The following is a 24,930-nucleotide window of genomic DNA, read 5'->3' on the forward strand; positions in this document are numbered from 1 at the left end:
GATAACCCCGACAACCCTGGCTTCCCCATCCCTTTCCTTTCGTACTGGTCGTACTGGCACATGAATCGGATCTTTTCGGGCGTCCAGCCCTCCGGCAACCTGCACCTTGGCAACTACCTCGGGGCCATCCGCAATTTTGTGGCCCTGCAGAAGGACTTCGACTGCATTTACTGTGTGGTCGACCAGCACGCCATCACCCTGTGGCAGGACCCGGAAGTGCTGCGCCAGCGCACGCGAGAGGTGACGGCCGGCTACCTCGCCGCCGGCATCGACCCCAAGACCTCGGTCATTTTCAACCAGTCGCAGGTGGCCGCGCATTCCCAACTCGCCTGGGTGTTCAACTGCGTGACGCGGATCGGCTGGCTGAACCGCATGACCCAGTTCAAGGACAAGGCCGGCAAGAATCGCGAGAAGGCGTCTTCGGGGCTCTACGTTTATCCGAACCTCATGGCCGCCGACATCCTCGTCTACAAGGCGACCCACGTGCCGGTCGGCGAGGACCAGAAGCAGCACCTGGAACTGACCCGCGACATCGCGCAGAAGTTCAACAACGATTACGGCGTCGAATATTTCCCGATCGTCGAGCCGCTGATCCAGGGCACCGCCACCCGCGTCATGTCGCTGCGCGACGGCTCCAAGAAGATGAGCAGCTCCGATCCTTCGGATGCCGCGCGCATCAACATGACCGACGATGCCGACACCGTGGCGAAGAAGATCCGCCGCGCGACCAGCGATTCAGACCTGCTGCCCGATTCCTCGGCGATCGGCGCCGACGGCCAGTTCACCGCGGCCTTCCGTGAGGCGCGCCCGGAGGCGGCGAACCTGCTGACCATCTACGCGGCGCTGACCGACCGCGGCCTGACCGACGTGGTCGATGGCTTTGCCGGCAAGGGCTTTGCCGATTTCAAGAAGGAGCTGACTGACGTCGCGGTCGCCAGCCTCGGCCAGATGGGCGAGGAGATGAAGCGCATGGTCGAAGACAGCCAGTACGTCGACTCGATCCTGCGCGAAGGCGCCGAGCGGGCCCGGGCCATTGCTCAGCCGATCATCGATGAAGTATATGACATCGTTGGGTTTTTGCGTCCGTAATCGCACGCAGCCGGGGGAGCGGGTGCTCTGCGTTCCGGGCATGGCGGGCCGGCGGCGGTAACGGGACGATTGCGCAGCCGCGTCCGCTAGTGGCAGGATTCGCCGGCACGGACGCCTCCCCGCAAGACAAGAACCAACAAAGGAACCGCTTCATGGCAGACGTCCCTCCCGCTTCGGACAGCCGGTCGAGCCGCGTCTTTCTGGTGGTCGTGGACGAAACCGAGGAGATGCGCGTCGCTCTGCGTTTTGCCGCGCTGCGCGCGCGCAGCACCGGCGGCAAGGTCGCCATGCTCTACGTGGTCGAACCCTCGGAGTTCCAGCACTGGATGTCGGTTGGCGATCTGATGCGCGAGGAAGCCCGCACCGAGGCCGAGCAGGTGCTGCAGCGCCTCGCCGCCGAGGTCAGCGACCTTGCCGGCTCCCTGCCGGTGCTCCACGTCCGCGAGGGTGACCGGCGCGACGAGTTGCTGGCCCTGTTGGACGAGGAGCCCAACATCTCGATCCTGGTGCTGGGCGCCTCCACCGGCAAGCGCGGCCCGGGACCGCTGGTCTCGGCCTTGACCAGCAAGTTCCTCGGCCGGCTGCACATTCCGGTCACCATCGTGCCGGATTCCATGACCGTCGAGGAAATCGACGCGGTCACGTGACCCCCCGAAATCAGCGGTTTTGGCCGCTACCTTGACTAAAGCCTACTAATTTACTCTGATTTGCGGGAAGGAGCTTGAAGCGGGCCGCCCCCTGGCCCAAATTCAGGGCTGCAGATCCCCAGGAGACACCCTGCCATGTTCATCCAGACCGAACAGACCCCGAACCCGGCGACCTTGAAGTTCCTGCCCGGCCGCGACGTACTGGCCGAGGGTACCGCCAATTTCCCGGATGCCGCCTCCGCCGCCCGCTCGCCGCTGGCCGAGCGGCTTTTCGCAGTCGAGGGGGTGGTCGGCGTGTTTTTCGGCACGGATTTCGTGTCTGTCACCAAGGAAGACGCGCGGGAGTGGTACCTGCTGAAGCCGGCCATACTGGGCGTCATCATGGAGCACTTCACGGCCGGTCGTCCGGTGCTGCTGGACGATGCCGTCGGCGGCGATGAAGGACACAGTGATGATGGCGAAGACAGCGAGGTGATCAGCCAGATCAAGGAGCTGCTCGATACCCGCGTGCGTCCGGCCGTCGCCCAGGACGGCGGCGACATCGTGTTCCGCGGCTTCGACAAGGGCGTCGTCTACCTGCACATGCAGGGCGCCTGCTCCGGCTGTCCCAGTTCAACCGCCACCTTGAAGATGGGGATCGAGAATATGCTGCGGCATTACATTCCCGAGGTGGTCGAGGTGCGCCCGGTTCTCTGAACCGTCTGCCGTCGTTCCGGCGGATCCTTTACAGCAAGGCGAAGGGGCATTTCCGAAGTCACGGAAATGCCCCAAAACTTTTCTGCTGCGGCCCTGATCTGCCCGGATTTCGGCGGTCTTCGCCTCTACGTTGCACGCCAATCGGGCCCTCTCTTCTGATCCGCCGATAACGAAATCTTCGCGAAGCCGACCTATCGTTGCCGCCTGTCGGGAATGCACCGCGCAGACTCAAGACCAACAGCAAGGCGATGAGGCGATGGGGGCACAGGTGGCGGCAATTGTCGCTGAATGGCAGCCGGTCCTTGGGCGTTTTGCCCGGGCCGTCAATCGCGATCTTGCCGGACGCGCCGCGGCGCTGACGGCAGTCTTCGGTATTCTTCTCCTGCTCGCACAGATGTTCGGCGCCGACCCGCTGCCACGCTCGGCCTGGCAGGAACTCGGCATCGCGGCGGAGCGCCCCGCGCTGCGTCGCGTGTATGTGCGCGAGTCGGCGAAGCTTGAAGATCTGTTTGCCGTGCAGAGCTATCATCTCGATGACTTGATCAATGACGATGGGCTCGGCGTGCCACGCCTCGCCGTCACTGCGCTGCCGCGCGACATGGCCCGCATCGACGATGCCGAGGCGCGCAAGGCGCTGTTCCTGCGCACGCTGCTGCCGCTGATCCTGCAGGCCAACCGCGAACTGCGCCGTGCGCGCGGCAAGGTGATTGCCGCCCTGGATGCGCAGGCGGCCGGACGCCTCGGCGCGACCGATGCCCTATGGCTGCAGGCGGTCGCCGAGTGGTACGGCGCGGCGCCGGGCAATGCCGCAGATCTGCTGAGCCGCATCGATGCGGTGCCCCCCAGCCTGGCGCTGGCGCAGGCTGCGCAGGAGAGCGGCTGGGGCACCTCTCGCTTCGCGTTGCGCGCCAATGCCCTCTTCGGGCAGCGCAGTTGGGGCGACGCCGCCCCTGGCCTCGCGCCGAAAGAGGCCGAGCGTGACGACTTCAAAGTGCGCGCCTTTCCGGACCTGATGAGCGCTGTGCGCTCTTATCTGCACAACCTCAACAGCCATGCGGCCTATCAAGACCTGCGCGACCGCCGCGCCAAGGCGCGCGCCCTGGGCGTGCCGCTGCACGCCCAGGAACTGGTGCGCGGTCTTAAGAACTATTCGGAAGAAGGGTCCGACTACGTTGCCGCGCTCAGCGAACTGATCCGCAGCAATCGGCTGCAGGCGCTCGACGACCTGCACTTGCGGCCGCGCCGCTGACTTGCGCCGCTGACCCGATTTAGGGCGCCGCCCGCTTCGACACCACGAACTGAGTTCCGAACCAACGCCAGCGGCCGCCCTCGGCGGGCAGTGTGCAGTTGATGCGCGCGCGCCCGGCCGGAAAGTCCGTCGCGAAGCGCAGCTCGATCCGCTCGCCCAGGCGCATCATCTCCGGCGCGCCGGCCGAGGCGAAGCACTGCAACGCATCCAGGTTGCCGAGAGACGCCGTGACGGTGAAGCCGAAGTTCGGCGGGTTCTGGGCCGGCTCGGCGATCGCCGTGTCGGCCGGCGTGATGCCGTCGACCGGCAGTGGCAGGGTGTTGGCAACGAGGCGAAAGCGTTCCATGTCGCCGTAGGCTTCGTTGAGCGGAAAGCGCGGCAGGAAGAAGCGGTCGCTTGTCGCCCCCGCGGCACCGGAATGCTGACCGAAGGCGGCGGCGAAGTTACTCCCAATGACATTTTGGCGCAGGGCGAGACTCATCTCGCCATAGGGATAGGCGAAGAGCGTCGGCGCGCTGCCGAGTTCGGTCTGCAGGCGGGCGGCGGCTTGTTCCAGCTCACTGTGCTGGGCGGCGGCGTCCTGCCAGGCCATGTGGGCGTGGCTATGCCCATGATTGCCGACGGTGACCAGCGGATCGGCCGCCATCTCGCGCAACTGCTCCCAGCTCATGTAGCCGCCGAGGCTGAGATCGAGCGGCTCGGTCGACACGAAGAGGGTGAAAGGCAGGCCGGCAGCCTTCAGGCGCGGCCAAGCCTCGCTGTAGACCGACAACGCGGCGTCGTCGATGGTGATGGCCACGGCACGATCGGGCAGGGCTTCGCCGCTGTGCAGCCGGGCGACGATCTCCGGCAGCGGCAGCACGCGATAGCGGCCGGAGCCGAGCTCGGCGAGGTGCGCCTCGAACTGCTCCAGGCGCACCGAGGTGGTGGGCAGGCTGTCCTCACCAAAGCGGTGGTACATTAAGATAGCCGCCCCATTGTCGGGATCGGCGGCCGCGTGCAGTGACGGCTGTTCGGCGGTCGCCGGTGCCGCACCGAGGCTCAGCGTCGTCGCCAGAACGAAGAGCAGGCGCCGTCCGCTTGTTTGCAGATCGTGAACCTTTTGCATGCCAGCATCCTCAATCCGTCCGGCGGCGGGTGCGGGGCGGGCGACGGGACCCGACCTCTGTCACAGCGAAATGCCGGGTCACCGAAGTCCAGGGCGAGGGCCCAGTTTTCGGGAGGCTATCGGACTTGCCGACCCCGCCGCCAGGGGCCAAGGTATGCCCGTTTCCTCGCGCGCCGGGCAAGAGCGTGGCGACTGGAGCTTAAGAAAGGGATAAGCCGTGAACGAAATCTTGAGCGATGCCGCGCTGGACCAGATATTCCGGCAGGCGCGCACCTATCGTGCCTGGCGCGACGAAGAGGTGAGCGACGTCTTGCTGGAGGCAATCTACGACCTCGCCAAGATGGGGCCTACCAGCGCCAACTGCTGCCCGATGCGCGTCGCTTTCCTGCGCAGCAAGGCGGCCAAGGAGAAGCTCCGCCCGGCGCTCGACGCGGGAAACGTTGACAAGACCATGGCCGCGCCGGTTACCGCGATCATCGCCTATGACTTGGCATTCTATGAGAAGTTTTCGACTCTGGCGCCGCAGCGCGACGGCCAGAAGATGTATGCCGGCAAGGAGGCGCTGGTGCAGGAAACGGTCATGCGCAACGGGAGCCTGCAGGGCGCCTACTTTATCATCGCCGCCCGCGCCCTGGGTCTCGACTGCGGGCCGATGTCGGGTTTCGACCGCGACCGGGTCGACAAGATTTTCTTTGCCGGCACCAGCTGGCGCGCCAATTTCCTCTGCAACCTCGGCCACGGTGATCCCGCCGCGCTGAGGCCTCGGGCGGCGCGCCTGGAGTTCGACGAAGCCTGCCAGCTGTTGTAAGGATCCGCTTGAAAGTCCTCAGCCGGCCATCAGTTGAAGCGGCGCGGCGGCGTCGGCCAGCAGAGGATAGCGCCGGGGCTCGAAGAGTTGATAATGCCACCATTCCGAATGAATCCAGTCCCAGCCGGCGGCGGTCATCAGGCCCAGCAGCAGAAGGCGGTTGCGCTGCACCGCTACAGGCAGGTCGCAGCGGCCGTGATGCGACTGGGCGGTGAAGTCGTCGAAGGGCGTGCCCATGTCCAGCGCTTCACCGCTGGCGGCATCGATAAGCGTAAGGTCGACCGCGACACCGCGCGAATGGCAGGAGCCGAGGCGCGGGTCGGCGACGAACTCGGGATCCGGAAAGCACTCCCACAGGCGCCACTGCGCCTCCACCGGCCGGAAGGCGTCGAAGATGCGGAACCGGAGGCCGAGCGGCGCGGCGAGCGTGCAGGCGCGCCGCAGAGCCGCGGCTGCATCCGGATGCAGCTGTGCCTCGGCGCGGTCGTAGATCGGCTTGCCGGTGATATTGTCCGGCGTCGCGTAGGCGAGGGCGATGTCGAGGTCGAACTCGGGCGTGGCAAGGGCGACGAGGGGCATGGCGGCGGAGGCTTTCGGCTGCAGCGGCATGGAAGAGGTGTCTCTGGTAGCACGGCGGCGGACCGTCAGCATAGAGGGCGGGAGCGGGCCTGATGACGGCTGCCTCCCGCAATGACGGCGCGCCGGTCCTGCTCGCCATGGATGCCGCCGGCAGCGCCTGCTCGGTGGCGCTATGGGCCGGCGGGCGAGTCGTCGGCATGCGTTTCGCCCCGATGGCGCGCGGCCAGTCGGAGCAGTTGGTGCCGATGATCGCCGCGGTGATGGCCGAATGGGGGGGCGGCTTCGCCGATCTCACTGCCCTGGCGGTCACCACCGGGCCGGGGGCCTTCACGGGCGTGCGCATCGGGCTTGCCACCGCGCGCGGTCTTGCGCTGGCGCGGGGGCTGCCGCTCATCGGCATATCCTCAATGGAGGTCGCTGCCGCGGCGGCGACAGGGGACGAACGTGCCGGGCGGCTGGTGTTGGCCGTCATCGATTCCAAGCGCGGCGCCCTGTTCCACCAGGTTTTCGATGGCGACCTCGGCGAACTCGGCCCGCCGGCTGAGATCGTGCCGCAGGATCTTGCCTCCGCCCTGCCGCCGGGCCCTCTGGTGATCTGCGGTGACGGCGCCGAATCGGCCCTGGCCGCCCTGGAGGCTGCCGGGCGCGGCCACGCGGTCGTTGCGGCGGCGGCGGGACCGGCCGACGCGGCGATCCTGGCCGCACGGGCGTCACTGCGAGATCCCGCCGACCAGGTCCCGGTGCAGCCGGTCTATCTGCGGCCGCCCGACGTAACCCCCTCCAAAGCGGCGGCGGCGACGGCGAAACCGGTGCCGCGGGGATGAGTCCGGCGGCGGATTCGATGCCTGGGGATGGCGGTGCGATCCGCCCGGCGGGCGCCTGTGACGTTGCCCTATTGGCGGAGCTCTACGGCCGCTGCTTTGCCGACGGCGAAGGCTTCAGCGGCACTCCCTGGAGCGCCCGTTCCCTGGCCGAGGTACTGGCGCTGCCCGGCGTCTTCGCCCTGCTGGCGGTGCAGGCCGGCCCAGCGGAGGAGCAGCCGGCTGGCTTCCTGCTGGCGCAGGTGCTGTTCGAGGAGGCCGAACTGCTGACTGTGGGGGTCCTGCCGAGCTGCCGCCGCCGCGGACATGCCCGCCGCCTGCTGCAGGCCGCGGTGACGGAGTCGGCGCAACGCGGTGCTCACCGAATGCAACTGGAGGTAGTAGAGAGCAACGCGAGGGCGCAAGCCCTCTATCGTGCCGCCGGCTTTGCGCCCTTCGGCCGGCGTAGGAATTATTACCGACAGGCGGACGGAACCGCCCTGGATGCCGTCCTCTACGTCCGCCCGCTGGCGCCCGCCGCCCTGTAAAGCAGGCGGCCCTCGGATTCAGGCGCCCAGGCTCGATTCCGGGCATTCGCCCGCTGGGCGCCGGCGCTGACCTCGGAGCCGAGACGCCGTTTCCAAGGGGTTTTTAATTAATTGAACAGGAGAGGAAAGGTCACGAATACAATACTCGATGACTTTTCCACTGTTTTTCTCTATTTTTTTTCTGTTCAATAATGTTGATTCTCGCTTTGAGAGTTTTTATATAGGCCTCAGCGATTTCAGGGAGTTTAATAGGTCAATGTCCGATCAGGCGAAGCAAAGCGAGTTGCTTTCTTTGACGACAAACATTGTCGCCGCTCATGTCTCCAATAATTCCGTTGCGGCTACAGATTTGCCGATGATTATCCGCGACGTTTACGACACGCTGTCGAATGTCGGCAGTCCGCGTGTGAGTGAGCCGGAGCGGCCGTCCCCCGCGGTACCGATCAAGAAGTCGGTGACGCCCGAATTCATCATCTGTCTCGAGGACGGCAAGAAGCTGAAAATGCTGAAGCGCCACCTTAAGACAGCCTACGACATGTCGCCGGAAGACTACCGGGAGCGGTGGGGCCTGCCCGCTGATTATCCGATGGTGGCGCCGAACTACGCCCGCCAGCGCTCCAAGCTGGCCAAGCAGATCGGCCTGGGGACGCGAGCACGGCGCAAGGCCTAAGCGGCGCTGCCGCGCCGCGATATTTCCGTGGAGCGTCCGGGAAAACGGCGTCGCCGCCATTAGGCGGGCGGCGCTTTTTCCGTTATAATGTGGTTAACGTACTATAAGGGACCACGAATAGGCTTGGTTTCCGGCGCCTCTAGGCGCGAAGCTAGGGAAGCAACAGGATTAGGTTAGGCATGTCGGATCGCCTGGAGAAACTGTGCATCGAGAAGGGGCTGAAGATGACCGAGCAGCGGCGTGTCATCGCGCGCGTGCTGTCGGAATCGTCCGATCATCCGGACGTCGAACTGGTCTATCAGCGCGCGGTCGAGCGTGATCCCCGCATCTCCATTGCTACCGTTTATCGCACGGTCAAGCTGTTCGAGGAGGCAAGCATCCTTGAGCGGCACGATTTCGGCGACGGGCGCGCCCGCTATGAGGAGCGGCCCGAGGAGCACCACGACCATCTGATCGACGTGAAGACCGGCGAGGTGATTGAGTTCTCCAACGAGGAGATCGAGCGTCTGCAGGCCGAGGTCGCCAAGGCACTAGGCTACCGCCTGGTAGGCCATCGCCTGGAACTCTTTGGCGTGCGCGCGGATTCCAAGCGCAAAGCGGCCGATGAATCCGAGGGAACAGCCTGAGGTCCCGGCCCGACCAGCGGCGCCGGCATCCCGGGAAGGGAGCACGATGAGCCTCGCAGAAGCCAAGTCCGACCGCCCGGTCGACGTCAGCGGCGGCAACCTGCACATTCGTCTGGCCGAGGATGTTGCCGAAGTGCGCGCCGCCCAGGCTCTTCGCTACCGTGTGTTCTACGAGTCCATGGACGCCACTCCGACGCCGGAGATGGCCGCGGCGGGGCGCGATTTCGACTCCTTCGACGATTTCTGCGATCACTTGCTGGTGTTCGACGCGGAGCGCGGCAGCGGCCCCGACGCGGTGGTCGGCACCTACCGGGTGATGCGGCGCGAGGGTGCGACCCGGCGCGGCCAGTTTTACACCAGCGACGAATACCAGATCGACTGCCTGACCGCTTACCCCGGCGAGATCCTGGAGCTCGGACGCTCCTGTGTCGATTCGACCTACCGCAGCGGCGCTACCATGCAGCTCCTGTGGCGCGGCATTGCCGAGTACGTCTTCCACTACAACATCTCCATCATGTTCGGCTGCGCCAGCCTGCCGGGGACGGACCCGGCGGAACTGCGCATGCCGCTGGCCTATCTCTACCACCACCACCTAGCCCCGCCGGCGTTGCGCCCGCGCGCGGTGGCCGATCGCTACGTCTCGATGGATCTGCTGCCGCCCGACCAAGTTAAGATCTCCGAGGCGCGCCAAGCGCTGCCGCCCCTGATCAAGGGGTACCTGCGGCTTGGCGGCTTCGTCGGCGACGGCGCCGTGGTCGACCGGGAATTCGGCACCACCGACGTCTGCGTGGTAGTGAAGACCGAGATGGTGACCGAGCGCTACCTGCGCCACTACAAGCGCGAGGAGCAGAATAGTTCGGAGATGAACGCCCCGGCGCAGAATGGCGGCAAGGGTACCGAACGGACTGGCCATGGATCCGGTGGAGGGGCATGACGGCACCCAACTTCGGCTCGCCGACCACCGCCCTCTGCCGCCTTCTGGCCTATGCCGGCCTTACCCTCGTCCTCATGCCGATTCAGCTGTTGGCCGTCACACTTGGTTGGCCGCTGCGCAAGCGGCTGCCGCAGTGGTACCACCGGCGCACCTGCCGCATTCTTGGTATCCAGGTCGAACGGCAGGGCCGGCCGTCGCGCCGCCACCCCACGCTCTATGTCGCCAACCATGTCTCCTACCTGGATATCGAGGTGCTGGGCGCCATCCTGAAAGCCTCTTTCGTCGCCAAGTCGGAAGTGGCGACCTGGCCATTCTTCTCCTGGCTGGCCAAGCTGCAGGAGACCGTCTTCGTCGAGCGCCGGGTCCACCGTGCCGCCGAGCACCGCGACGAGATGGCCCGCCGCCTGGAGGCGGGTGACGACCTGATCCTGTTCGCGGAGGGCACTTCGGGCGATGGCAACGAGGTCCTGCCCTTCAAGAGCGCCCTGTTTTCGGTCGCCGAGCGGCGTCCGCACGACAAGCCCCTGAACGTGCAGCCGGTTTCCATCGCCTACACAAGACTCGACGGGCTGCCGCTGGGCCGCTATCTAAGGCCGTTTTTCGCCTGGTACGGTGACATGGAACTGGGCAACCACCTGTGGCACGCCATCAGCCTGGGCCGCGTCACCGTGGTGGTGGAGTTCCACGAGCCGGTGAGCCTGGCGCAGTTCGCCTCGCGCAAGGCTCTCAGCGATTACTGCTACGAGGTGGTGTCGCGCGGAGTGGCTGCCGCGCTGTCGGGTCGGCCGCAGCCGCCGTTACCGCAGCCGGCGCCCGCAGCCGGCGCCCAGGGGGCGGCGCCGACGGCCTCGCCGGCGGTCTAGGGTGGACAATGCCCGAGTGCTCCGGGCAAGACAGAAGATGGATCGGCATGGCCGGTCAGGATTGGACGAGGTGAGCGAGAAGACCAAGAAGCGGCTGTTCATCAAGACCTACGGGTGCCAGATGAACGTTTACGATTCCGCCCGCATGGCCGACGTGCTGGCGCCGCTCGGCTATGAGCCGGTCGACAGCCCGCGTGGCGCCGACATGGTGATCCTCAATACCTGTCACATCCGGGAGAAGGCCTCGGAGAAGGTGTTCTCGGAACTCGGCCGCCTGCGCGCTTTCAAGCAGGAGCGCGCGGAGGCCGGTGGCGACATGCTGGTGGCGGTGGCCGGCTGCGTCGCCCAGGCCGAGGGCGAGGAAATCCTGCGCCGCGCGCCGCAGGTCGACATGGTGTTCGGCCCGCAGACCTATCACCGCCTGCCGGAGCTGGTCGCGCGCGCGGTGCGCGGCGCCGCCCAGCGTGACGGGGGTGGACGCGAGGGCGGTGGGCGCGGTGTGCTCGACATCGACTTTCCGGTGGAATCCAAGTTTGACCACCTGCCCGAGGAGGCCGAGGCGCCTGGCGCCGCCGCCTTCTTGTCGGTGCAGGAGGGTTGCGACAAGTTCTGCGCCTTCTGCGTGGTACCCTACACGCGCGGTGCCGAGTATTCGCGCCCTGCAGAGGCGGTGCTGGCCGAGGCCCGGCGCCTCGCCGCGGCCGGGGTGCGTGAGATCACGCTGCTGGGACAAAACGTCAACGCCTACCATGGGGAGGCAAGCGATGGCGGAACCTGGGGCCTCGGCCGCCTGATCCGCGCTCTGGCCGAGATCGACGGCATCGAGCGGCTGCGCTACACCACCTCGCATCCCTCCGATATGGACGACGACCTGATCGCCGTGCACGGGGAGGTCGCCAAGCTGATGCCCTACCTGCACCTGCCGGTCCAGTCGGGGTCCGACCGCATCCTGGCTGCGATGAACCGGCGTCACACGGCGGCGGACTACCTGAGACTCATCGAGCGGCTGCGCCAGGCACGCCCGGACCTCGCCCTTTCTTCCGACTTCATCGTCGGCTTTCCCGGGGAGAGCGATGCCGACTTCGCCGCCACCCTGGCGCTAGTGAACGAGGTTGGCTTCGCCCAGGCCTATACCTTCAAATACAGCCCGCGCCCCGGCACCCCGGCGGCGGTCGAGGAAAGCCAGATCTCGGAGAACGTGAAGAGCGAGCGCCTGGCCGGCCTGCAGCAACTGATCGGTGCCCAGTCCCAGGCCTTCAACCAGACGTGCGTCGGCCGCGTGCTGCCGGTGCTGCTGGAGCGCCCGGGGCGCAAGCCGGGCCAACTGGTCGGCCGCAGCCCCTATATGCAGTCAGTGCACGTCGCGGTGCCGGAGGTCGCGCTGGCGCGGCTGACCGGACAGATCATGGATGTCGCGGTGGAGGCCGCGCACCCCAACAGCCTGACCGGACGCCTTGTCATCGCCCCGCAAGCGGCCGCCCCCCAATCGGTCGTCCGGACGCCGTCCGGATCGCACCACTCGGCAAGGATCACAGCTTGAACTCGGACAGTCTTCCTGGCGTCTCTGCAGGCCAAGCCGGCGAACCGACCTTTATCCAGTTCGACGACAATTCGTTGCTGCCGCTGCTCTACGGCGAGCACGACCAGCATTTGCTGCGCATCGAACAGCAGCTGGGCGTCAGCCTCGCCTCGCGCGGCAACCGCTTGGCGATCTCCGGTCCCGCGGCTTCGGTGGAGGCGGCTAACGCGGCCTTGACCGCGCTGTACCAGCGGCTGAAAAAAGGTCTCGACGTCGGCGACGGCGAGGTCGATGCCGTGGTGCGCATGGCAACCCAGGCCTCGGATTTCGAGAGTGGCCACGAAGCGGTGCGCGCGGTGCATGCCGACGACCTGGCGATCATGACGCGCAAGCGCCGCCTCACGCCGCGCTCGCCCGGCCAGAAAACCTACGTCCAGGCACTGCGCAATTACGAACTGGTCTTCGGCATCGGCCCGGCCGGCACCGGCAAGACCTACCTTGCCGCTGCCATGGCCGTCTCCATGCTGGTTGAAGGCGCGGTTGAGCGCATCATCCTGTCGCGCCCGGCGGTGGAGGCCGGCGAGCGCCTCGGCTTTTTGCCCGGCGACCTGCACGAGAAGGTCGACCCCTACCTGCGCCCACTCTATGACGCGCTCTACGACATGCTGCCGGCGACCCAGGTGGCGAGCCGGCTCAGCAACGGCGAGATCGAGGTGGCGCCGCTTGCGTTCATGCGTGGGCGCACGCTCTCCAACTCCTTCATCATCCTCGACGAGGCGCAGAACACGACGCCGGTGCAGATGAAGATGGCGCTGACCCGTCTGGGCGAGAACAGCCGCATGGTCATTACCGGCGACCTGTCGCAGATCGACCTGCCCAAGGGCGCGCCCTCGGGTCTGCGCGAGGCTGCCGACATCCTCGCCGACATGGAAGGCGTCGCCTTCGTGCAGTTCACCGCCGCCGACGTGGTGCGCCACTCGCTGGTCACGCGCATCGTGCGCGCCTATGCCGCCCACGACGCCAGCAGGAACGGAGAAGGAGATCTTTTCGGCCGGAACCGCTAGCGGTTCCCCGATGGCCGTAACGACGATGAGCGACGAACCTGGAAGTAGTAACTTGGAGATCGCCGTGTCCCTGCACGACGCGGCGTGGCTGGATGCCCTCGCGGATCTGGAGGAGCGGGCGCGTGCAGCGGTGTCTGCAGCGCTGACGCAGGCTGCCGCGCAGTCTGCGGGACTGGGCGTGCCCATCGCCGGCGGTCCGCTGGAAGTCTCCCTGGTTTTCACCGACGATGCAGAGCAGCGTGTGCTGAACCGAGATTATCGGCACAAGGACAGCACAACCAATGTGCTGTCGTTTCCCAACATGGACGACGACCTTGTGCCGGCGGGCGAGCCGCGCCTGCTGGGCGACGTGGTGCTGGCACGCGAGACGGTGGCGCGCGAGGCCGCCGAGCAGGGCAAAAGCCTGGCCGATCACACCACCCACCTGCTGGTGCATGGCGTGCTGCATCTTCTTGGGCACGACCACCAGGACACCGAAGAGGCGGCTGTGATGGAAGCGCTGGAGCGGCACATTCTGGCCGGTCTCGGCATTGCGGATCCCTATGAAACAGCGACGGCGGCGATGAGCGAACCTGAGATGGGCCATGGCTGATTCCTCGGGCACCGGGCGCCTCACGCGCAACGGCCAATCCGGCAACGGGTCCGGCGGCGGCCTGTGGCAGTGGTTGCGCGGGCTGGTGAAGTCGCGCCAGGGCGAGGCGCATCTGCGCGAGACGCTGGAAGAGATCATCGACGAGATCAAGGATGTTGAGCGCGAAGAAGACAGCGGCGCGCCGATCTCCAGCGACGAGCGCGTGATGCTCTCGAACATCCTGCGCCTGCGCCACCTCACCGCCTATGACGTCATGGTGCCACGTGCCGACATCGTCGCCGTCGATCTCGAGACTCCGATCGACGAATTGACCGAGGTGATGAGCAGCGCCGGCCACTCGCGTCTGCCGGTCTACCGGGACACGCTGGACGAGGTGGTCGGCATCGTCCACATCAAGGACGTGCTGCACTACATGAGAGAGCGCCGCGACGAGGGCGCCTTCGACCTGGTCGACCTGGTGCGCCGTATCCTCGTGGTGGCGCCCTCCATGCGGGTACTCGATCTGCTGCTGGAGATGCGGCTGTCGCGCGTCCACATGGCGCTGGTGGTCGATGAGTTCGGTGGTATCGATGGCCTGGTCACCATCGAAGACCTGGTCGAGGAGATCGTCGGCGAGATCGAAGATGAGCACGACGTGGCGGTTGGTCCCAAACTGATTGAGCGGCCGGACGGCAGCGTCATCGCTGACGCGCGCACCACCATCGAGGAGTTCGAGGAGAAGGTCGGCCCGGTGCTTTCCGAAGAGGAGCGTGAGGAGGACATCGACACCCTCGGCGGTCTGCTGTTCACTCTGGCCGGGCGCGTGCCGGACCGCGGCGAACTGATCGAGCATCCGCCCAGCGGCATCACCTTCGAGGTGCTGGAAGCCGACCCGCGCCGGGTCAAGCGGCTGCGCGTGCGCAACGTCGCGCTGCGCCCGGCCGCGGCTTCCGCCGACGACCGCACCCGATGACCACGCCCGCGGCGACGACGGCGGCGGGCTTGCGCCTCGCCGAGCGCATGGCCGCGGTCATCGCCGGGCTGACCGGTTGGCGTCGCCTGGCGGTTGCCGCGTTCTGCGGCCTTCTCGCCGCCGCGGCGCTGCCGCCGTTCTACCTCTTGCCGCTGCTCATCCCGGCGTTTACCGGCGTGCTGTGGCTGCTGGCCGGCGCCGGGCCGCACGGCGGCCGCCAGGCGGCATTGACCGGCTGGGCTTTCGGCACCGGTCATTTCGCCGCCGGGCTTTATTGGGTCGGCATCGCTTTTCTGGTCGATGCCGAGCGTTTCGGCTGGGCGATGCCCTTCGCCGTCGCCGGCCTCGCCGCCGGCCTCGCGCTGTTCCCGGCTCTTTCCTTCTGGCTCGCCTTTCAGGCGTCCCGGCGCCTGCGCCTGGCCGGAGTTGCGCGTCTTTTCGCCTTTGCCGGTGCCTGGCTGATCGGCGAGGGCTTGCGCGCCTGGATCCTCACCGGCTTTCCCTGGAACCTGATGGGCAGTGTCTGGGCCTTTGCACCGGAAACCCTGCAGCCCGCCGCCCTCGGTGGGGTCTGGCTGCTCAGCCTGATAACCGTGCTGGCAGCGGGCGCGCCCGCGCTATTCGCCGAACCGTCTCAAGGTAACGCGCCGTCGCGCCGCCGCTCGGGGTTTGCCGTCGCGGTCGTGCTGCTGTTGCTGCCGCTGGTGGCCTGGGGCTTCGGCGCCTGGCGGCTGGCCGCGGCACCGCCGCTGGGCAGCGCCGTCGTGGAGGATGTCCGCCTGCGCTTGGTCCAGCCGTCCATCCCGCAGGCCATGAAGTGGCGCGCCGACCAGCGTGCAGCCAACCTGCGCCTGCAGGCGGAACTTTCCCTGCGGCCGGGACATGACGACCGGACCGTTATCATTTGGCCGGAGACCGCGGTGCCCTACCTGCTGGCCACGGAACCGCTATTGCGCCGCGAACTCGCTACGCTCGTGCCGCGCGGCGGCTACCTCATCACCGGCGCCCCGCGGGTCGCCGCGGACGATCCCGGCGGCAAGATCTGGAATGCGCTGCTGGCGCTGGACAGCGGGGGGGAGATCGTCGCCTCCTACGACAAGGCGCACCTCGTCCCCTTCGGCGAATACACGCCCCTGCGCTCCCTGCTCGGCCTTGCCAAGCTGACTGCCGGTTCGCGCGATTTCTCACCCGGTCCTGGCCTTGTCACCCTGGACCTCCCGGGCGTACCGCCATTCTCGCCGCTGATCTGCTATGAGGTGATCTTTCCCGGCGCCGTAAAGGTGCAGGCCGCGGCAGCCGCCGCCGCACCGCGCTGGTTGCTGAATCTCACCAATGACGCCTGGTTCGGCGATTCCTCCGGCCCCTACCAACATTTTGCTTCCGCGCGAATTCGCGCAGTAGAAGAGGGTATTCCGTTAATTCGCGCCGCCAATAATGGTATATCTGCTGTGATTGATTCTTATGGTCGAGTTGTTGCGCAGATTAATCTCAATGATCGCGGCATTATAGACGCACAACTACCCGAAGCTGCCGAACATAGGACCCTTTATTCTTATGCGGGAAATGCGTTGTATTTGATCCATCTACTTCTTATTGCTTGTGTTATAATTGTGGCCCGCCGTTTTATTTAGTAGTATGGATCGAGGGGGACTTGACGGATCAACCCCGTGTTGGCATACATCGGTATGTCTTTAGTCCTAGAGTTCTGACGTTTTCCTTCACCAAGAGGTATGATGCGGATGGCGCGACGCGGCGTGCCCCCGGGCGATCGCGAAGGCGGTCCGAACCCGGTCGATGTTCATGTCGGCAGCAGGGTCCGTCTGCGGCGGACCCTTCTCGGCATGAGCCAGGAGAAATTGGGTGAGGCCATCGGCCTTACCTTCCAGCAGGTCCAGAAGTACGAACGCGGCGCCAACAGGGTCGGTGCCAGCCGCTTGTTCGACCTTTCCCGTGTGCTCGACGTGCCGGTCGGCTTTTTCTTCGACGAGATGCCGGAGGACGTGGCCGCGAGTTCGCCGGCGCAGCGTCCCGGCTACAACCGTCCGCCGCCGGAGCAGGAGCTTGATCCTATGGTCAAGCGCGAGACGCTGGAACTGGTGCGCGCCTACTACAAGATCGACGAGCCCAGCGTGCGCAAGCGCCTGTTCGAGATGACCAAGGCGTTGGCGGTCGCGAGCACTGGTGGGTCTCTCAAGTCCGAAGAATAGGCCGCGCGCCCTGCTGCCTTTTCCGGCGGAACCGGCCCGCGGGCCGGTTCCGGAGGGCGGGCTCCCAGCGGTTCCGGTCGGCGCCCTGCAGCGCTTCGTGCAAGTCTGCTTGCATTTGCGCTTGAGCGTCGCTATTCCCACCGGGCAATTCTTCAATTTTTGGCCCGAACGGCGGGAGCGACGCAGTGCGTAACGGTAGCTATCTCTTCACCAGTGAGTCGGTCTCCGAGGGTCATCCGGACAAGGTCTGCGACCGCATCTCCGATGCCATCGTCGACACTTTCCTGACTCACGATCCGAGTGCGCGCGTCGCCGTCGAGACGATGGCGACCACCAACCGGGTCGTGCTAGCCGGTGAAGTCCGCGGTCCGGCCGAAGTGACGCGGGATCTGCTGGAGCAGGTGGCGCGCGCGGCGGTGAAGGAGATCGGCTACGAGCAGGACGGTTTCCACTGGGGCAAGATGGCGGTGGACAACTACATCCATGCACAGTCCTCCGATATCGCCCAAGGCGTCGACGCCCTAGGCAACAAGGACGAAGGGGCGGGCGACCAGGGCATCATGTTCGGCTTCGCCTGCCGCGAGACCGATGACCTCATGCCGGCGCCGATCCACTTCTCGCATTCGATCCTGCGCTCCCTGGCTGAGGCGCGCCATTCCGGTTCCGAGCCGGGCCTGGGGCCGGACTCAAAGAGCCAGGTGACCCTGGAATACGTTGGCGGCAAGCCGGTGCGCGCCACCTCGGTGGTCGTTTCGACCCAGCACGCCGGCGATCTGGACCAGGACTCGGTGCGCGAGATCGTGCGGCCTCATGTGGTCAACGTGCTGCCGGAAGGCTGGATGTGCCCGGAAGAGGATTTCTACGTGAACCCGACCGGCCGTTTCGTCATAGGCGGTCCGGACGGCGATTGCGGCCTCACCGGGCGCAAGATCATCGTCGACACCTACGGCGGCGCGGCCCCGCACGGCGGCGGCGCCTTCTCCGGCAAGGACCCGACGAAGGTCGACCGCTCCGCCGCCTACGCGGCCCGCTACCTGGCAAAGAACGTCGTCGCCGCAGGCCTCGCGGACCGCTGCACCATCCAGGTCTCCTATGCCATCGGCGTGTCCAAGCCGCTGTCGGTCTACGTCGACACCCAGGGCACCAATGAGGTCGACGAGGCTAAGCTGGCCAAGACCCTGCAGGAACTGATGGATCTCTCCCCGCGCGGCATCCGCGAGCACCTGCAGCTGTCTCGGCCGATCTACGCGCGCTCCGCCGCCTACGGACATTTCGGGCGGGCGCCGGATCCGGACGGAGGCTTCTCGTGGGAGCGCACCGACCTGGTCGCCGACCTGAAGAACGCCTTCGGGGCCTAAAGCCGGCTCCCCTCCCCTCGCACAGCGGTAGGCGGTGATGGCGGCGCGGCGCAACACTTACGGCCGCCGGCAGGGCCGGCCGCTGCGCGCTGCCCGCAAGGCCCTGCTCGACACCGCCCTGCCGGGGCTGGAACTCGCACTGCCGGAAGAAGGCGGGCTCCGGATCGATCCGGCCGCTCTGTTCGATCGCGTACCGGAAAAATTGTTTCTGGAAATCGGCTTCGGCGGCGGCGAGCACCTCGCTTGGCAGGTCGCGCACCATCCCGAGGCCGGCTTCCTTGCCGCCGAGTATTTCATCACCGGTGTCGCTAGCCTGCTCGGCCAGTTGCCCGACGGCGGTGCCGACGCGTCGCTGCGCCTCTATACAGGTGACGCGCGCGACCTGTTGGAGGCCTTGCCGGACGGTTGCCTAGATAGGATTTTCATCCTTTTCCCCGACCCCTGGCCCAAGCGCCGCCACCGCAAGCGCCGCCTGATCCAGCACGCGACGCTCGACCTGCTGGCCCGTGTGCTGAAGGATGGCGGCGAACTGCGCTTTGCCACCGATGACCGGGGCTATCTCTCCTGGGCGCTGGAGCGTCTGACCGTCCACCCGGCGTTCGTCTGGCAGGTCGCCGGGCCGGACGACTGGCGCCGCCGCACCGGCGACTGGCCGCCAACCCGCTACGAGGAAAAGGCCCTGGCGGCGGGGCGCCGGCCGGCCTACCTGCGGTTCCGGCGGCGGCCTCGGCAGGGCTGAATCGACTGGGGCCGGTCATGGCCAAAGGTCCTTTTCCCCTCCCCGCGGATTGGGATAAAAGCCTTGCAGGCTGCGGGTTTCGAGCGTACAGTCCGGCTCACCTGTGATGGCGGTATCGGCCAAAAATGATACCGCTGGGCTACCGAACGGTGGGCCTCTGGCCCGCCTTTTTTATTATCGTAATCTCAATGCGGAGGTTGGGGCAGTGTCCCAGGCCTTGGAAAAGGCTTCCTCAGGGCTGGCTAAAACCAGTGACGGCAAGGCGGCTGAAGTCGAGCGTCTGATCGCCCCGGCAATCGAGGCGATGGGCTACGACATCGTGCGCGTGCAGCTTTCCGGCGGCGATCGCCTGTGCCTGCAGATCATGGCGGAGCGGCGCAGCGACGGCAGCATGAACGTCGACGACTGCGCGGCCGTCAGCCGCGCGGTGGCGGCGATCCTGGACGTCGAGGATCCGATCGACAGCGCCTATACGCTGGAGGTGTCCTCGCCGGGCATCGACCGGCCGCTGACCCGGCTCAGCGACTTCGAGCGCTTCGCCGGGTTCGAGGCGCGCGTCGAGATGGCCCTGCCGGTCGATGGGCGTAAGAAGTTCCGCGGTCGCCTGCTGGGCGCCCGCGGCGAGGAGATCGTGATGGTCTGCGAGGAGGCGGAGGTCGCTTTGCCTTTCGAGTCTGTCCACAAGGCCAAACTGGTGCTGACTGACGAACTGATCGCCGCCAGCCAGCAGGCCGAAGATCGGCAGGACGGCGAAGGCCGGAGTGCAGAAGACTGAAGCGGAGATGGCGCGGCGGACTAGGGCATCCCGCTAGGGAGCCGGTTGTAACCGCCCGCTGAATTAACGACGAGATTTCTTGGGAACGAGACGAGCTATGGATACCAGCGCTCTTGCACGAACCGAACTTCTTCAGGTCGCCGATGCGGTGGCCCGCGAGAAGTCGATCGAGCGTGACGAGGTTCTTGAGGCGATGGAGCAGGCCATTTCCAAGGCCGGCCGCGCCAAGTATGGCCACGAGCACGACATCCGCGCGGAGATCGACCGCAAGTCCGGCGAGGTCCGCCTGCGCCGCTACCGCGAAGTAGCCGACGAGGTCGAGAACGAGTTCACGCAGATCCTGACCAAGGATGCGCAGTCTCGCCAGACCGGAATCCAGCCCGGCGAGTTCATCGTCGAGGAGCTGCCGCCGATCGACCTCGGCCGCATCGCCGCCCAGACCGCCAAGCAGGTCATCGTGCAAAAGGTGCGCGAGGCCGAGCGCAAGCGCCAGTTCGACGAGTACAAGGATCGCGTCGGCGAGGTGGTGAACGGGATCGTCAAGCGCAACGAGTTCGGCAACGTGACCGTCGACCTGGGCCGTGCCGAGGCGCTGATGCGTCGCGACGAGAGCCTGCCGCGCGAATCCTTCCGCACCGGCGACCGCGTGCGGGCCTATATCTACGACGTCCGCGAGGAGCAGCGCGGCCCGCAGATCTTCCTGTCGCGCACCCATCCGCAGTTCATGGCCAAGCTGTTCGCCCAGGAAGTGCCGGAGATCTACGACGGCATCATCGAGCTGAAGGCGGTGGCCCGCGATCCGGGCAGCCGCGCCAAGATCGCCGTGGTGTCGTACGACAGCTCGATCGACCCGGTCGGCGCCTGCGTGGGCATGCGCGGCAGCCGGGTGCAGGCGGTGGTCAGCGAACTGCAGGGCGAGAAGATCGACATCATCCCCTGGTCGGAAGATACCGCGACCTTCGTGGTCAACGCGCTGGCCCCGGCAGAGGTCTCCAAGGTGGTGCTGGACGAGGATGCCCACCGCATCGAGGTGGTGGTCCCCGACGACCAGCTGTCGCTGGCCATTGGCCGGCGCGGCCAGAACGTGCGCCTGGCCTCGATCCTGACCGGCTGGGACATCGACATCATGACCGAGGAAACGGAATCCCGCCGCCGGCAGGACGAATTCCGGGCCCGCTCGCAGATGTTCATTGATGCCCTTGATGTCGACGACGTTATTGCCCATCTCCTGGTGACGGAAGGCTTTACCGCGCTGGAGCAGGTTGCCTTCGTCCCCGTCGAAGAACTGGCGCAGATCGAAGGCTTCGACGAGGAAGTCGCCGAAGAGCTTCGCGCCCGCGCCCGTTCCCACCTCGAAGAGATGGACCGTCACAACGAGGAGCGCCGGCGCGAGCTGGGTGTTGCCGACGCGCTGACCGAGGTTGAGGGGCTGACCCCGGCCATGCTGGTGATGCTGGGCGAGCAAGGGGTGAAGACCCTCGACGACCTCGCCGATCTCGCCGCCGACGAACTGCGCTTTGCCATCAGCGGCCAGCGCGGCGAGCACAGCCTGGAAGACATGGGCCGTGTGCCCAACGCCGAGGTCGAGCGCATCCTGCAGGCCAGCCCGATGGGCCAGGACGAGGCCAACGCCATCATCATGGCGGCGCGTGCCCACTGGTTCGATGACGAGCCGGCCGCCGAAGGCGGGGAAGCTGAGGAAGCTGACGCCGGCGCAGAAGCGTAATCAGACGCTTGGATTTGAGCGGAAGGGAAATAGACGGACGGGAATGACGGCAACGACAGCGCCACAGGATACGGCCGAAAAGGCTGCCGCCACGTCCGCCGGCAAGCATCGGCGGGGCAGCCGGCCTGCGCCGGCGGCGCCCGAACGCCGTTGCCTGGCCAGTGGAGAGGTGCTGCCGAAGGCGCAGTTGCTGCGCTTTGTCGTCGCCCCCGACGGAACCCTGGTGCCGGACCTTGCCGAGCGCCTGCCCGGGCGGGGTTTGTGGTTGCAGGCGCGGCAGGATATGATGGCTAAGGCCTGCGCCCGGAACCTCTTTGCAAAGGCGGCAAAGAGGCATGTGCGCGTGCCCGACGATCTGCCGCGGCAGGTCGAGGCCCTGGCGCTCAGGCGCTGCCTCGATCTGCTCGGTCTGGCGCGCCGCGCCGGAGCGGTTGTCGCTGGGTTCGAGAAGGTGAAAGCCGCCTTGCGTAGCGGTGAGGTCGGCGTGCTGGTGCAGGCCGACGACGCTGCCGACGATGGTCGGCAGAAGATCCAGGCCCTTGCCCGAGCGGTAGGGGCCAGTGCGGTAGGTCCCCGGGTGCGGATGCTGCAGTTCTGCGGCGCAGCGGACCTGGGCGCGGCGGTCGGCCGCGAGGCAGCGGTGCATGTCGGCATCGCGCCGGGCCGCTTCGCCGAAGGATTGATACAAGAGGTTCAGCGTCTCGCAGGACTGCGGGGCGTGGCGGAACAAGGAAACGGGGTTGGGCGCCCAACCGAAGGTGAGCGCTAGAGGACATGACGACAAGCAAAGAACCAGAAGCCAAGCGGCCGTTGAAGCTGAACCAGCCGGGAAAGCTGCAACTTAAGAAGACGGTCGAGACCGGCCAGGTGCGCCAGAGCTTCAGCCATGGCCGCTCCAAGGCGGTGACGGTCGAGGTGAAGCGCAGCCGTACTTTCGAGCGCGGCACCTCCGGACGCATGAAGGAGGTCACCGAGGCGGCGGCCGAAGCCGAAGCGGTGCTCAATGAGGCGCCAGCGCCGGCCGTTCCGCAGCCGGAGGTCGAAGAGAAGCCGACGACCGCGAAGCGACTCTCCGCCGAGGAGCGCGCGAGCCGCGTCCGGGCCCTTGAGGTCGCCCGCGAGGAGGAGGCCGCGCGCAAGGAGCGCGAGGCCGAGGAATCCAAGCGCCGCGCCGAGCAGGCCAAACGCGCCGCCGAGGAGCGCGCCCTCCGCGAAGCCGAAGAGGCCGAGGAGCGCCAGCGCGCTGCGGAAACCGCCGAGCAACAGCCTTCGGCCGCCGCAGAGGACGTCGCAGCCGGGACGCCGGCCGCCACTCCGACGGCGGAGCCGGCAAAGGATCGCCCGCGCCCGTCCGCCAAGACGGCCGAGCCGGCCGCCGAGGAAGAAGATGACGGCCCGGCACGTGCCAAGGCACGCAAGGGTCCCGCCGTGCCGGCTAAACCGGCTCCCAGCCGCAGCCGTGGCGAACCGCGCCGGCGTGCCGGCAAGCTGACCATCAACCAGGCCCTCGACGGCCAGGAAGGGCGCCAGCGTTCGCTGGCGGCCATGAAGCGCCAGCGTGAGAAGCAGATGCGCCTGGCCGGTGGCCAGCAGCCGCACCAGCCGCCGCAGAAGGTCGTGCGCGAGGTGGTAATCCCCGAGGTGATGACCGTGCAGGAGTTGGCCAATCGTATGGCCGCGCGCGGCGCCGAGGTTGTGAAAACCCTTATGAAACTAGGTGTTATGGCGACGATCAACCAGACTATCGACGCCGACACCGCCGAGCTGGTGGTCGGAGAATTCGGCCACAAGTCCAAGCGCGTCTCCGCTTCCGACGTCGAAATTGGCATGCGCGGCGCCGACGACCGCCCTGACGAATTGCAGTCGCGGCCGCCCGTGGTCACCATCATGGGTCACGTCGACCACGGCAAGACGTCGCTGCTCGACGCCCTGCGCGAGACCGACGTGGTCTCCGGCGAGGCCGGCGGCATTACCCAGCATATCGGCGCCTATCAGGTGCGCCTCGCTTCCGGCGACCGCATCACCTTCATCGATACGCCGGGACACGCGGCCTTTACCGAAATGCGCCTGCGCGGTGCGACGGTGACGGACATCGTGGTGCTGGTGGTGGCCGCCGACGATGGCATCAAGGAGCAGACGGTCGAGGCGATCAACCACGCCAAGGCTGCCCGGGTGCCGATCATCGTCGCCATCAACAAGATCGACAAGCCGGGCGCCGATACGGCCCGCGTGAAGCAGGAGTTGCTGCAGCACGAGCTGATCACCGAGGACCTGGGCGGCGACATCCTCGCCATCGAGGTTTCGGCGCTGAAGAAGACCAACCTCGACAAGCTCGAGGAAGCGATCCTGCTGCAGTCGGAAATCCTGGAGCTGAGGGCCAATCCTCTGCGGCCCGCCGAGGGCGTTATCATCGAGGCCAAGCTGGAGCGTGGCCGCGGTTCGGTCGCCACCGTGCTGGTCCAGCGCGGTACCCTGAAGGTCGGCGACATCTTCGTCGCCGGCGGCGAATGGGGCCGCGTGCGCGCCCTGATCAACGAGCGCAACGAGCAGATCGATGAAGCCGGGCCGGCGACGCCGGTCGAGGTGCTGGGCCTTAACGGCACCCCCTTTGCCGGTGACGACTTCACGGTGATGGAGAACGAAGGCCGCGCCCGCGAGATCGCCGAGTACCGCCAACGCAGCCGCCGCGAAAAGGAAATCGCGGCCACCGGCCGCGGCACGCTGGAACAGATGATGAGCCGCATCAAGGAAGGCGAAGCCTCCGAGTTGCCGATCGTCGTCAAGTCCGACGTGCACGGGTCGATGGAAGCGATCATCACCTCGCTCGAGAAGCTCGGCACCGACGAGGTCAAGGTGCGCGTGCTGCACAGCGGTGTCGGCGGCATCAACGAGTCCGACGTGAGTCTCGCCAATTCCACCGGCGCCATGATCATCGCCTTCAACGTGCGTGCCAATCCACAGGCCCGTCAGATGGCGCGGCGCGACGGTGTCGACATTCGCTATTACTCGATCATCTACAACGTGGTCGATGACGTGAAGGCGGCGATGAGCGGCTTGCTCGCGCCGAAGCAGCAGGAGAACTTCCTGGGCTACGCGGAAATCCGCGAGGTGTTCACCAACTCCAAGGTCGGCAAGGTCGCCGGTTGCATGATCACCGAAGGCCTGGTGAAGCGTGGCGCGAAGGTGCGCCTGCTGCGCGACAACGTGGTCATCCACGACGGCACCCTGAAGACGCTCAGGCGCTTCAAGGATGAGGTGAAGGAAGTGAAGGAAGGCTACGAGTGCGGCATGGCCTTCGAGAACTACACCGACATCCAGGTTGGCGACCAGATCGAGTGCTACGAGATCGAAGAGGTCGCCCGCGAACTCTAGGCGCCGCAG

Annotated in this window: 25 protein-coding genes; 23 read left to right on the forward strand and 2 right to left on the reverse strand. The window is 66.5% G+C overall.

Annotation, left to right across the window (positions count from 1 at the left end; genetic code table 11):
• Positions 1–60 precede the first annotated feature (60 nt).
• From trpS to WDC82_RS06565, 4 genes are all read left to right on the forward strand, one after another.
• Positions 61–1,089, forward strand: a complete 1,029-nt coding sequence (gene trpS / locus WDC82_RS06550) for a tryptophan--tRNA ligase (RefSeq protein WP_340116448.1) — start codon at positions 61–63, stop codon at positions 1,087–1,089.
• Between the two features lie 152 nt (positions 1,090–1,241).
• The gene (locus WDC82_RS06555) at positions 1,242–1,736 is read left to right on the forward strand and encodes a universal stress protein (RefSeq protein WP_340116449.1); all 495 of its coding nucleotides are present in this window, start codon (positions 1,242–1,244) and stop codon (positions 1,734–1,736) included.
• Between the two features lie 135 nt (positions 1,737–1,871).
• Positions 1,872–2,432, forward strand: coding sequence for a NifU family protein (locus WDC82_RS06560; RefSeq protein ID WP_340116450.1), 561 nt, complete (start codon positions 1,872–1,874; stop codon positions 2,430–2,432).
• A 130-nt stretch (positions 2,433–2,562) separates the two neighbouring features.
• The gene (locus tag WDC82_RS06565; RefSeq protein WP_340116451.1) at positions 2,563–3,681 is read left to right on the forward strand and encodes a glucosaminidase domain-containing protein; all 1,119 of its coding nucleotides are present in this window, start codon (positions 2,563–2,565) and stop codon (positions 3,679–3,681) included.
• A 19-nt stretch (positions 3,682–3,700) separates the two neighbouring features.
• Here WDC82_RS06565 and WDC82_RS06570 read toward each other — a convergent pair whose 3' ends face one another.
• Positions 3,701–4,789, reverse strand: a complete 1,089-nt coding sequence (locus tag WDC82_RS06570; RefSeq protein WP_340116452.1) for a polysaccharide deacetylase family protein — start codon at positions 4,787–4,789, stop codon at positions 3,701–3,703.
• A 217-nt stretch (positions 4,790–5,006) separates the two neighbouring features.
• Here WDC82_RS06570 and WDC82_RS06575 point away from each other — a divergent pair, with 217 nt between their 5' ends.
• Complete coding sequence (locus tag WDC82_RS06575; protein ID WP_340116453.1) at positions 5,007–5,597, forward strand: malonic semialdehyde reductase; 591 nt, start codon at positions 5,007–5,009, stop codon at positions 5,595–5,597.
• Between the two features lie 18 nt (positions 5,598–5,615).
• Here the strand turns inward: WDC82_RS06575 and ddpX are convergent, their stop codons facing one another.
• The gene (gene ddpX, locus WDC82_RS06580) at positions 5,616–6,206 is read right to left on the reverse strand and encodes a D-alanyl-D-alanine dipeptidase (protein WP_340116454.1); all 591 of its coding nucleotides are present in this window, start codon (positions 6,204–6,206) and stop codon (positions 5,616–5,618) included.
• 62 nt (positions 6,207–6,268) lie between these two features.
• On the opposite strand from ddpX, the gene tsaB reads away from it, so the two are divergent.
• The 18 genes from tsaB to infB all read left to right on the forward strand — a co-directional run bounded on the left by tsaB (position 6,269) and on the right by infB (position 24,921).
• Complete coding sequence (gene tsaB / locus WDC82_RS06585) at positions 6,269–7,000, forward strand: tRNA (adenosine(37)-N6)-threonylcarbamoyltransferase complex dimerization subunit type 1 TsaB (RefSeq protein ID WP_340116455.1); 732 nt, start codon at positions 6,269–6,271, stop codon at positions 6,998–7,000.
• Positions 7,001–7,017: 17 nt separating this feature from the next.
• A complete protein-coding gene (locus WDC82_RS06590) occupies positions 7,018–7,524 on the forward strand; it encodes a GNAT family N-acetyltransferase (protein WP_340116456.1) in 507 nt (168 codons plus the stop codon).
• A 256-nt stretch (positions 7,525–7,780) separates the two neighbouring features.
• Positions 7,781–8,194: a MucR family transcriptional regulator gene (locus WDC82_RS06595; RefSeq protein ID WP_340116457.1), complete on the forward strand. Its 414-nt coding sequence runs from the start codon at positions 7,781–7,783 to the stop codon at positions 8,192–8,194.
• 179 nt (positions 8,195–8,373) lie between these two features.
• Positions 8,374–8,820 (forward strand): Fur family transcriptional regulator, encoded by a 447-nt coding sequence (locus tag WDC82_RS06600; protein WP_340116458.1) that lies wholly within the window; start codon positions 8,374–8,376, stop codon positions 8,818–8,820.
• 46 nt (positions 8,821–8,866) lie between these two features.
• Positions 8,867–9,754 (forward strand): GNAT family N-acyltransferase, encoded by an 888-nt coding sequence (locus WDC82_RS06605; RefSeq protein ID WP_340116459.1) that lies wholly within the window; start codon positions 8,867–8,869, stop codon positions 9,752–9,754.
• Positions 9,751–10,617: a lysophospholipid acyltransferase family protein gene (locus WDC82_RS06610; protein ID WP_340116460.1), complete on the forward strand. Its 867-nt coding sequence runs from the start codon at positions 9,751–9,753 to the stop codon at positions 10,615–10,617. Before WDC82_RS06605 ends, WDC82_RS06610 begins: the two co-directional genes overlap by 4 nt.
• Before the next feature lie 37 nt (positions 10,618–10,654).
• Complete coding sequence (gene miaB, locus WDC82_RS06615; RefSeq protein ID WP_370661533.1) at positions 10,655–12,157, forward strand: tRNA (N6-isopentenyl adenosine(37)-C2)-methylthiotransferase MiaB; 1,503 nt, start codon at positions 10,655–10,657, stop codon at positions 12,155–12,157.
• Complete coding sequence (locus WDC82_RS06620; RefSeq protein ID WP_340116462.1) at positions 12,154–13,200, forward strand: PhoH family protein; 1,047 nt, start codon at positions 12,154–12,156, stop codon at positions 13,198–13,200. Before miaB ends, WDC82_RS06620 begins: the two co-directional genes overlap by 4 nt.
• A gap of 25 nt (positions 13,201–13,225) precedes the next feature.
• Positions 13,226–13,792 (forward strand): rRNA maturation RNase YbeY, encoded by a 567-nt coding sequence (gene ybeY / locus WDC82_RS06625; RefSeq protein ID WP_340116463.1) that lies wholly within the window; start codon positions 13,226–13,228, stop codon positions 13,790–13,792.
• Positions 13,785–14,744, forward strand: a complete 960-nt coding sequence (locus tag WDC82_RS06630) for a hemolysin family protein (protein WP_340116464.1) — start codon at positions 13,785–13,787, stop codon at positions 14,742–14,744. The genes ybeY and WDC82_RS06630 overlap by 8 nt, the downstream gene beginning before the upstream one ends.
• Positions 14,741–16,375 carry an apolipoprotein N-acyltransferase gene (gene lnt / locus WDC82_RS06635; RefSeq protein ID WP_340116465.1) on the forward strand — a complete coding sequence of 545 codons (1,635 nt, stop codon included), beginning with the start codon at positions 14,741–14,743 and terminating at the stop codon, positions 16,373–16,375. The genes WDC82_RS06630 and lnt overlap by 4 nt, the downstream gene beginning before the upstream one ends.
• Before the next feature lie 108 nt (positions 16,376–16,483).
• Positions 16,484–16,951, forward strand: a complete 468-nt coding sequence (locus tag WDC82_RS06640) for a helix-turn-helix transcriptional regulator (protein ID WP_340116466.1) — start codon at positions 16,484–16,486, stop codon at positions 16,949–16,951.
• Between the two features lie 185 nt (positions 16,952–17,136).
• Positions 17,137–18,309, forward strand: coding sequence for a methionine adenosyltransferase (gene metK, locus WDC82_RS06645; RefSeq protein WP_340116467.1), 1,173 nt, complete (start codon positions 17,137–17,139; stop codon positions 18,307–18,309).
• 37 nt (positions 18,310–18,346) lie between these two features.
• The gene (locus tag WDC82_RS06650) at positions 18,347–19,048 is read left to right on the forward strand and encodes a tRNA (guanine(46)-N(7))-methyltransferase TrmB (protein WP_340116468.1); all 702 of its coding nucleotides are present in this window, start codon (positions 18,347–18,349) and stop codon (positions 19,046–19,048) included.
• A gap of 304 nt (positions 19,049–19,352) precedes the next feature.
• Positions 19,353–19,823 (forward strand): ribosome maturation factor RimP, encoded by a 471-nt coding sequence (gene rimP, locus WDC82_RS06655; RefSeq protein ID WP_370661541.1) that lies wholly within the window; start codon positions 19,353–19,355, stop codon positions 19,821–19,823.
• Positions 19,824–19,920: 97 nt separating this feature from the next.
• A complete protein-coding gene (gene nusA, locus WDC82_RS06660) occupies positions 19,921–21,549 on the forward strand; it encodes a transcription termination factor NusA (RefSeq protein WP_340116470.1) in 1,629 nt (542 codons plus the stop codon).
• A 43-nt stretch (positions 21,550–21,592) separates the two neighbouring features.
• Positions 21,593–22,318 carry an RNA-binding protein gene (locus tag WDC82_RS06665; RefSeq protein ID WP_340116471.1) on the forward strand — a complete coding sequence of 242 codons (726 nt, stop codon included), beginning with the start codon at positions 21,593–21,595 and terminating at the stop codon, positions 22,316–22,318.
• 5 nt (positions 22,319–22,323) lie between these two features.
• Positions 22,324–24,921: a translation initiation factor IF-2 gene (infB, locus tag WDC82_RS06670; RefSeq protein WP_340116472.1), complete on the forward strand. Its 2,598-nt coding sequence runs from the start codon at positions 22,324–22,326 to the stop codon at positions 24,919–24,921.
• The last annotated feature ends 9 nt before the right edge of the window (positions 24,922–24,930 follow it).

The organism is Pelagibius sp. 7325, assembly GCF_037652055.1.
Lineage (GTDB): Bacteria > Pseudomonadota > Alphaproteobacteria > Kiloniellales > Kiloniellaceae > Pelagibius.

Coding starts and splice junctions, on each gene's coding strand:
- trpS (WP_340116448.1), top strand. CDS start 61: ATGAATCGGATCTTTTCGGGCGTCCAGCCCTCCGGCAACCTGCACCTT.
- WDC82_RS06555 (WP_340116449.1), top strand. CDS start 1,242: ATGGCAGACGTCCCTCCCGCTTCGGACAGCCGGTCGAGCCGCGTCTTT.
- WDC82_RS06560 (WP_340116450.1), top strand. CDS start 1,872: ATGTTCATCCAGACCGAACAGACCCCGAACCCGGCGACCTTGAAGTTC.
- WDC82_RS06570 (WP_340116452.1), bottom strand. CDS start 4,789: ATGCAAAAGGTTCACGATCTGCAAACAAGCGGACGGCGCCTGCTCTTC.
- ddpX (WP_340116454.1), bottom strand. CDS start 6,206: ATGCCGCTGCAGCCGAAAGCCTCCGCCGCCATGCCCCTCGTCGCCCTT.
- tsaB (WP_340116455.1), top strand. CDS start 6,269: ATGACGGCTGCCTCCCGCAATGACGGCGCGCCGGTCCTGCTCGCCATG.
- WDC82_RS06590 (WP_340116456.1), top strand. CDS start 7,018: ATGCCTGGGGATGGCGGTGCGATCCGCCCGGCGGGCGCCTGTGACGTT.
- WDC82_RS06595 (WP_340116457.1), top strand. CDS start 7,781: ATGTCCGATCAGGCGAAGCAAAGCGAGTTGCTTTCTTTGACGACAAAC.
- WDC82_RS06600 (WP_340116458.1), top strand. CDS start 8,374: ATGTCGGATCGCCTGGAGAAACTGTGCATCGAGAAGGGGCTGAAGATG.
- WDC82_RS06605 (WP_340116459.1), top strand. CDS start 8,867: ATGAGCCTCGCAGAAGCCAAGTCCGACCGCCCGGTCGACGTCAGCGGC.
- WDC82_RS06610 (WP_340116460.1), top strand. CDS start 9,751: ATGACGGCACCCAACTTCGGCTCGCCGACCACCGCCCTCTGCCGCCTT.
- miaB (WP_370661533.1), top strand. CDS start 10,655: ATGGATCGGCATGGCCGGTCAGGATTGGACGAGGTGAGCGAGAAGACC.
- ybeY (WP_340116463.1), top strand. CDS start 13,226: ATGAGCGACGAACCTGGAAGTAGTAACTTGGAGATCGCCGTGTCCCTG.
- WDC82_RS06630 (WP_340116464.1), top strand. CDS start 13,785: ATGGCTGATTCCTCGGGCACCGGGCGCCTCACGCGCAACGGCCAATCC.
- lnt (WP_340116465.1), top strand. CDS start 14,741: ATGACCACGCCCGCGGCGACGACGGCGGCGGGCTTGCGCCTCGCCGAG.
- WDC82_RS06640 (WP_340116466.1), top strand. CDS start 16,484: ATGGCGCGACGCGGCGTGCCCCCGGGCGATCGCGAAGGCGGTCCGAAC.
- WDC82_RS06650 (WP_340116468.1), top strand. CDS start 18,347: ATGGCGGCGCGGCGCAACACTTACGGCCGCCGGCAGGGCCGGCCGCTG.
- rimP (WP_370661541.1), top strand. CDS start 19,353: ATGGGCTACGACATCGTGCGCGTGCAGCTTTCCGGCGGCGATCGCCTG.
- nusA (WP_340116470.1), top strand. CDS start 19,921: ATGGATACCAGCGCTCTTGCACGAACCGAACTTCTTCAGGTCGCCGAT.
- WDC82_RS06665 (WP_340116471.1), top strand. CDS start 21,593: ATGACGGCAACGACAGCGCCACAGGATACGGCCGAAAAGGCTGCCGCC.
- infB (WP_340116472.1), top strand. CDS start 22,324: ATGACGACAAGCAAAGAACCAGAAGCCAAGCGGCCGTTGAAGCTGAAC.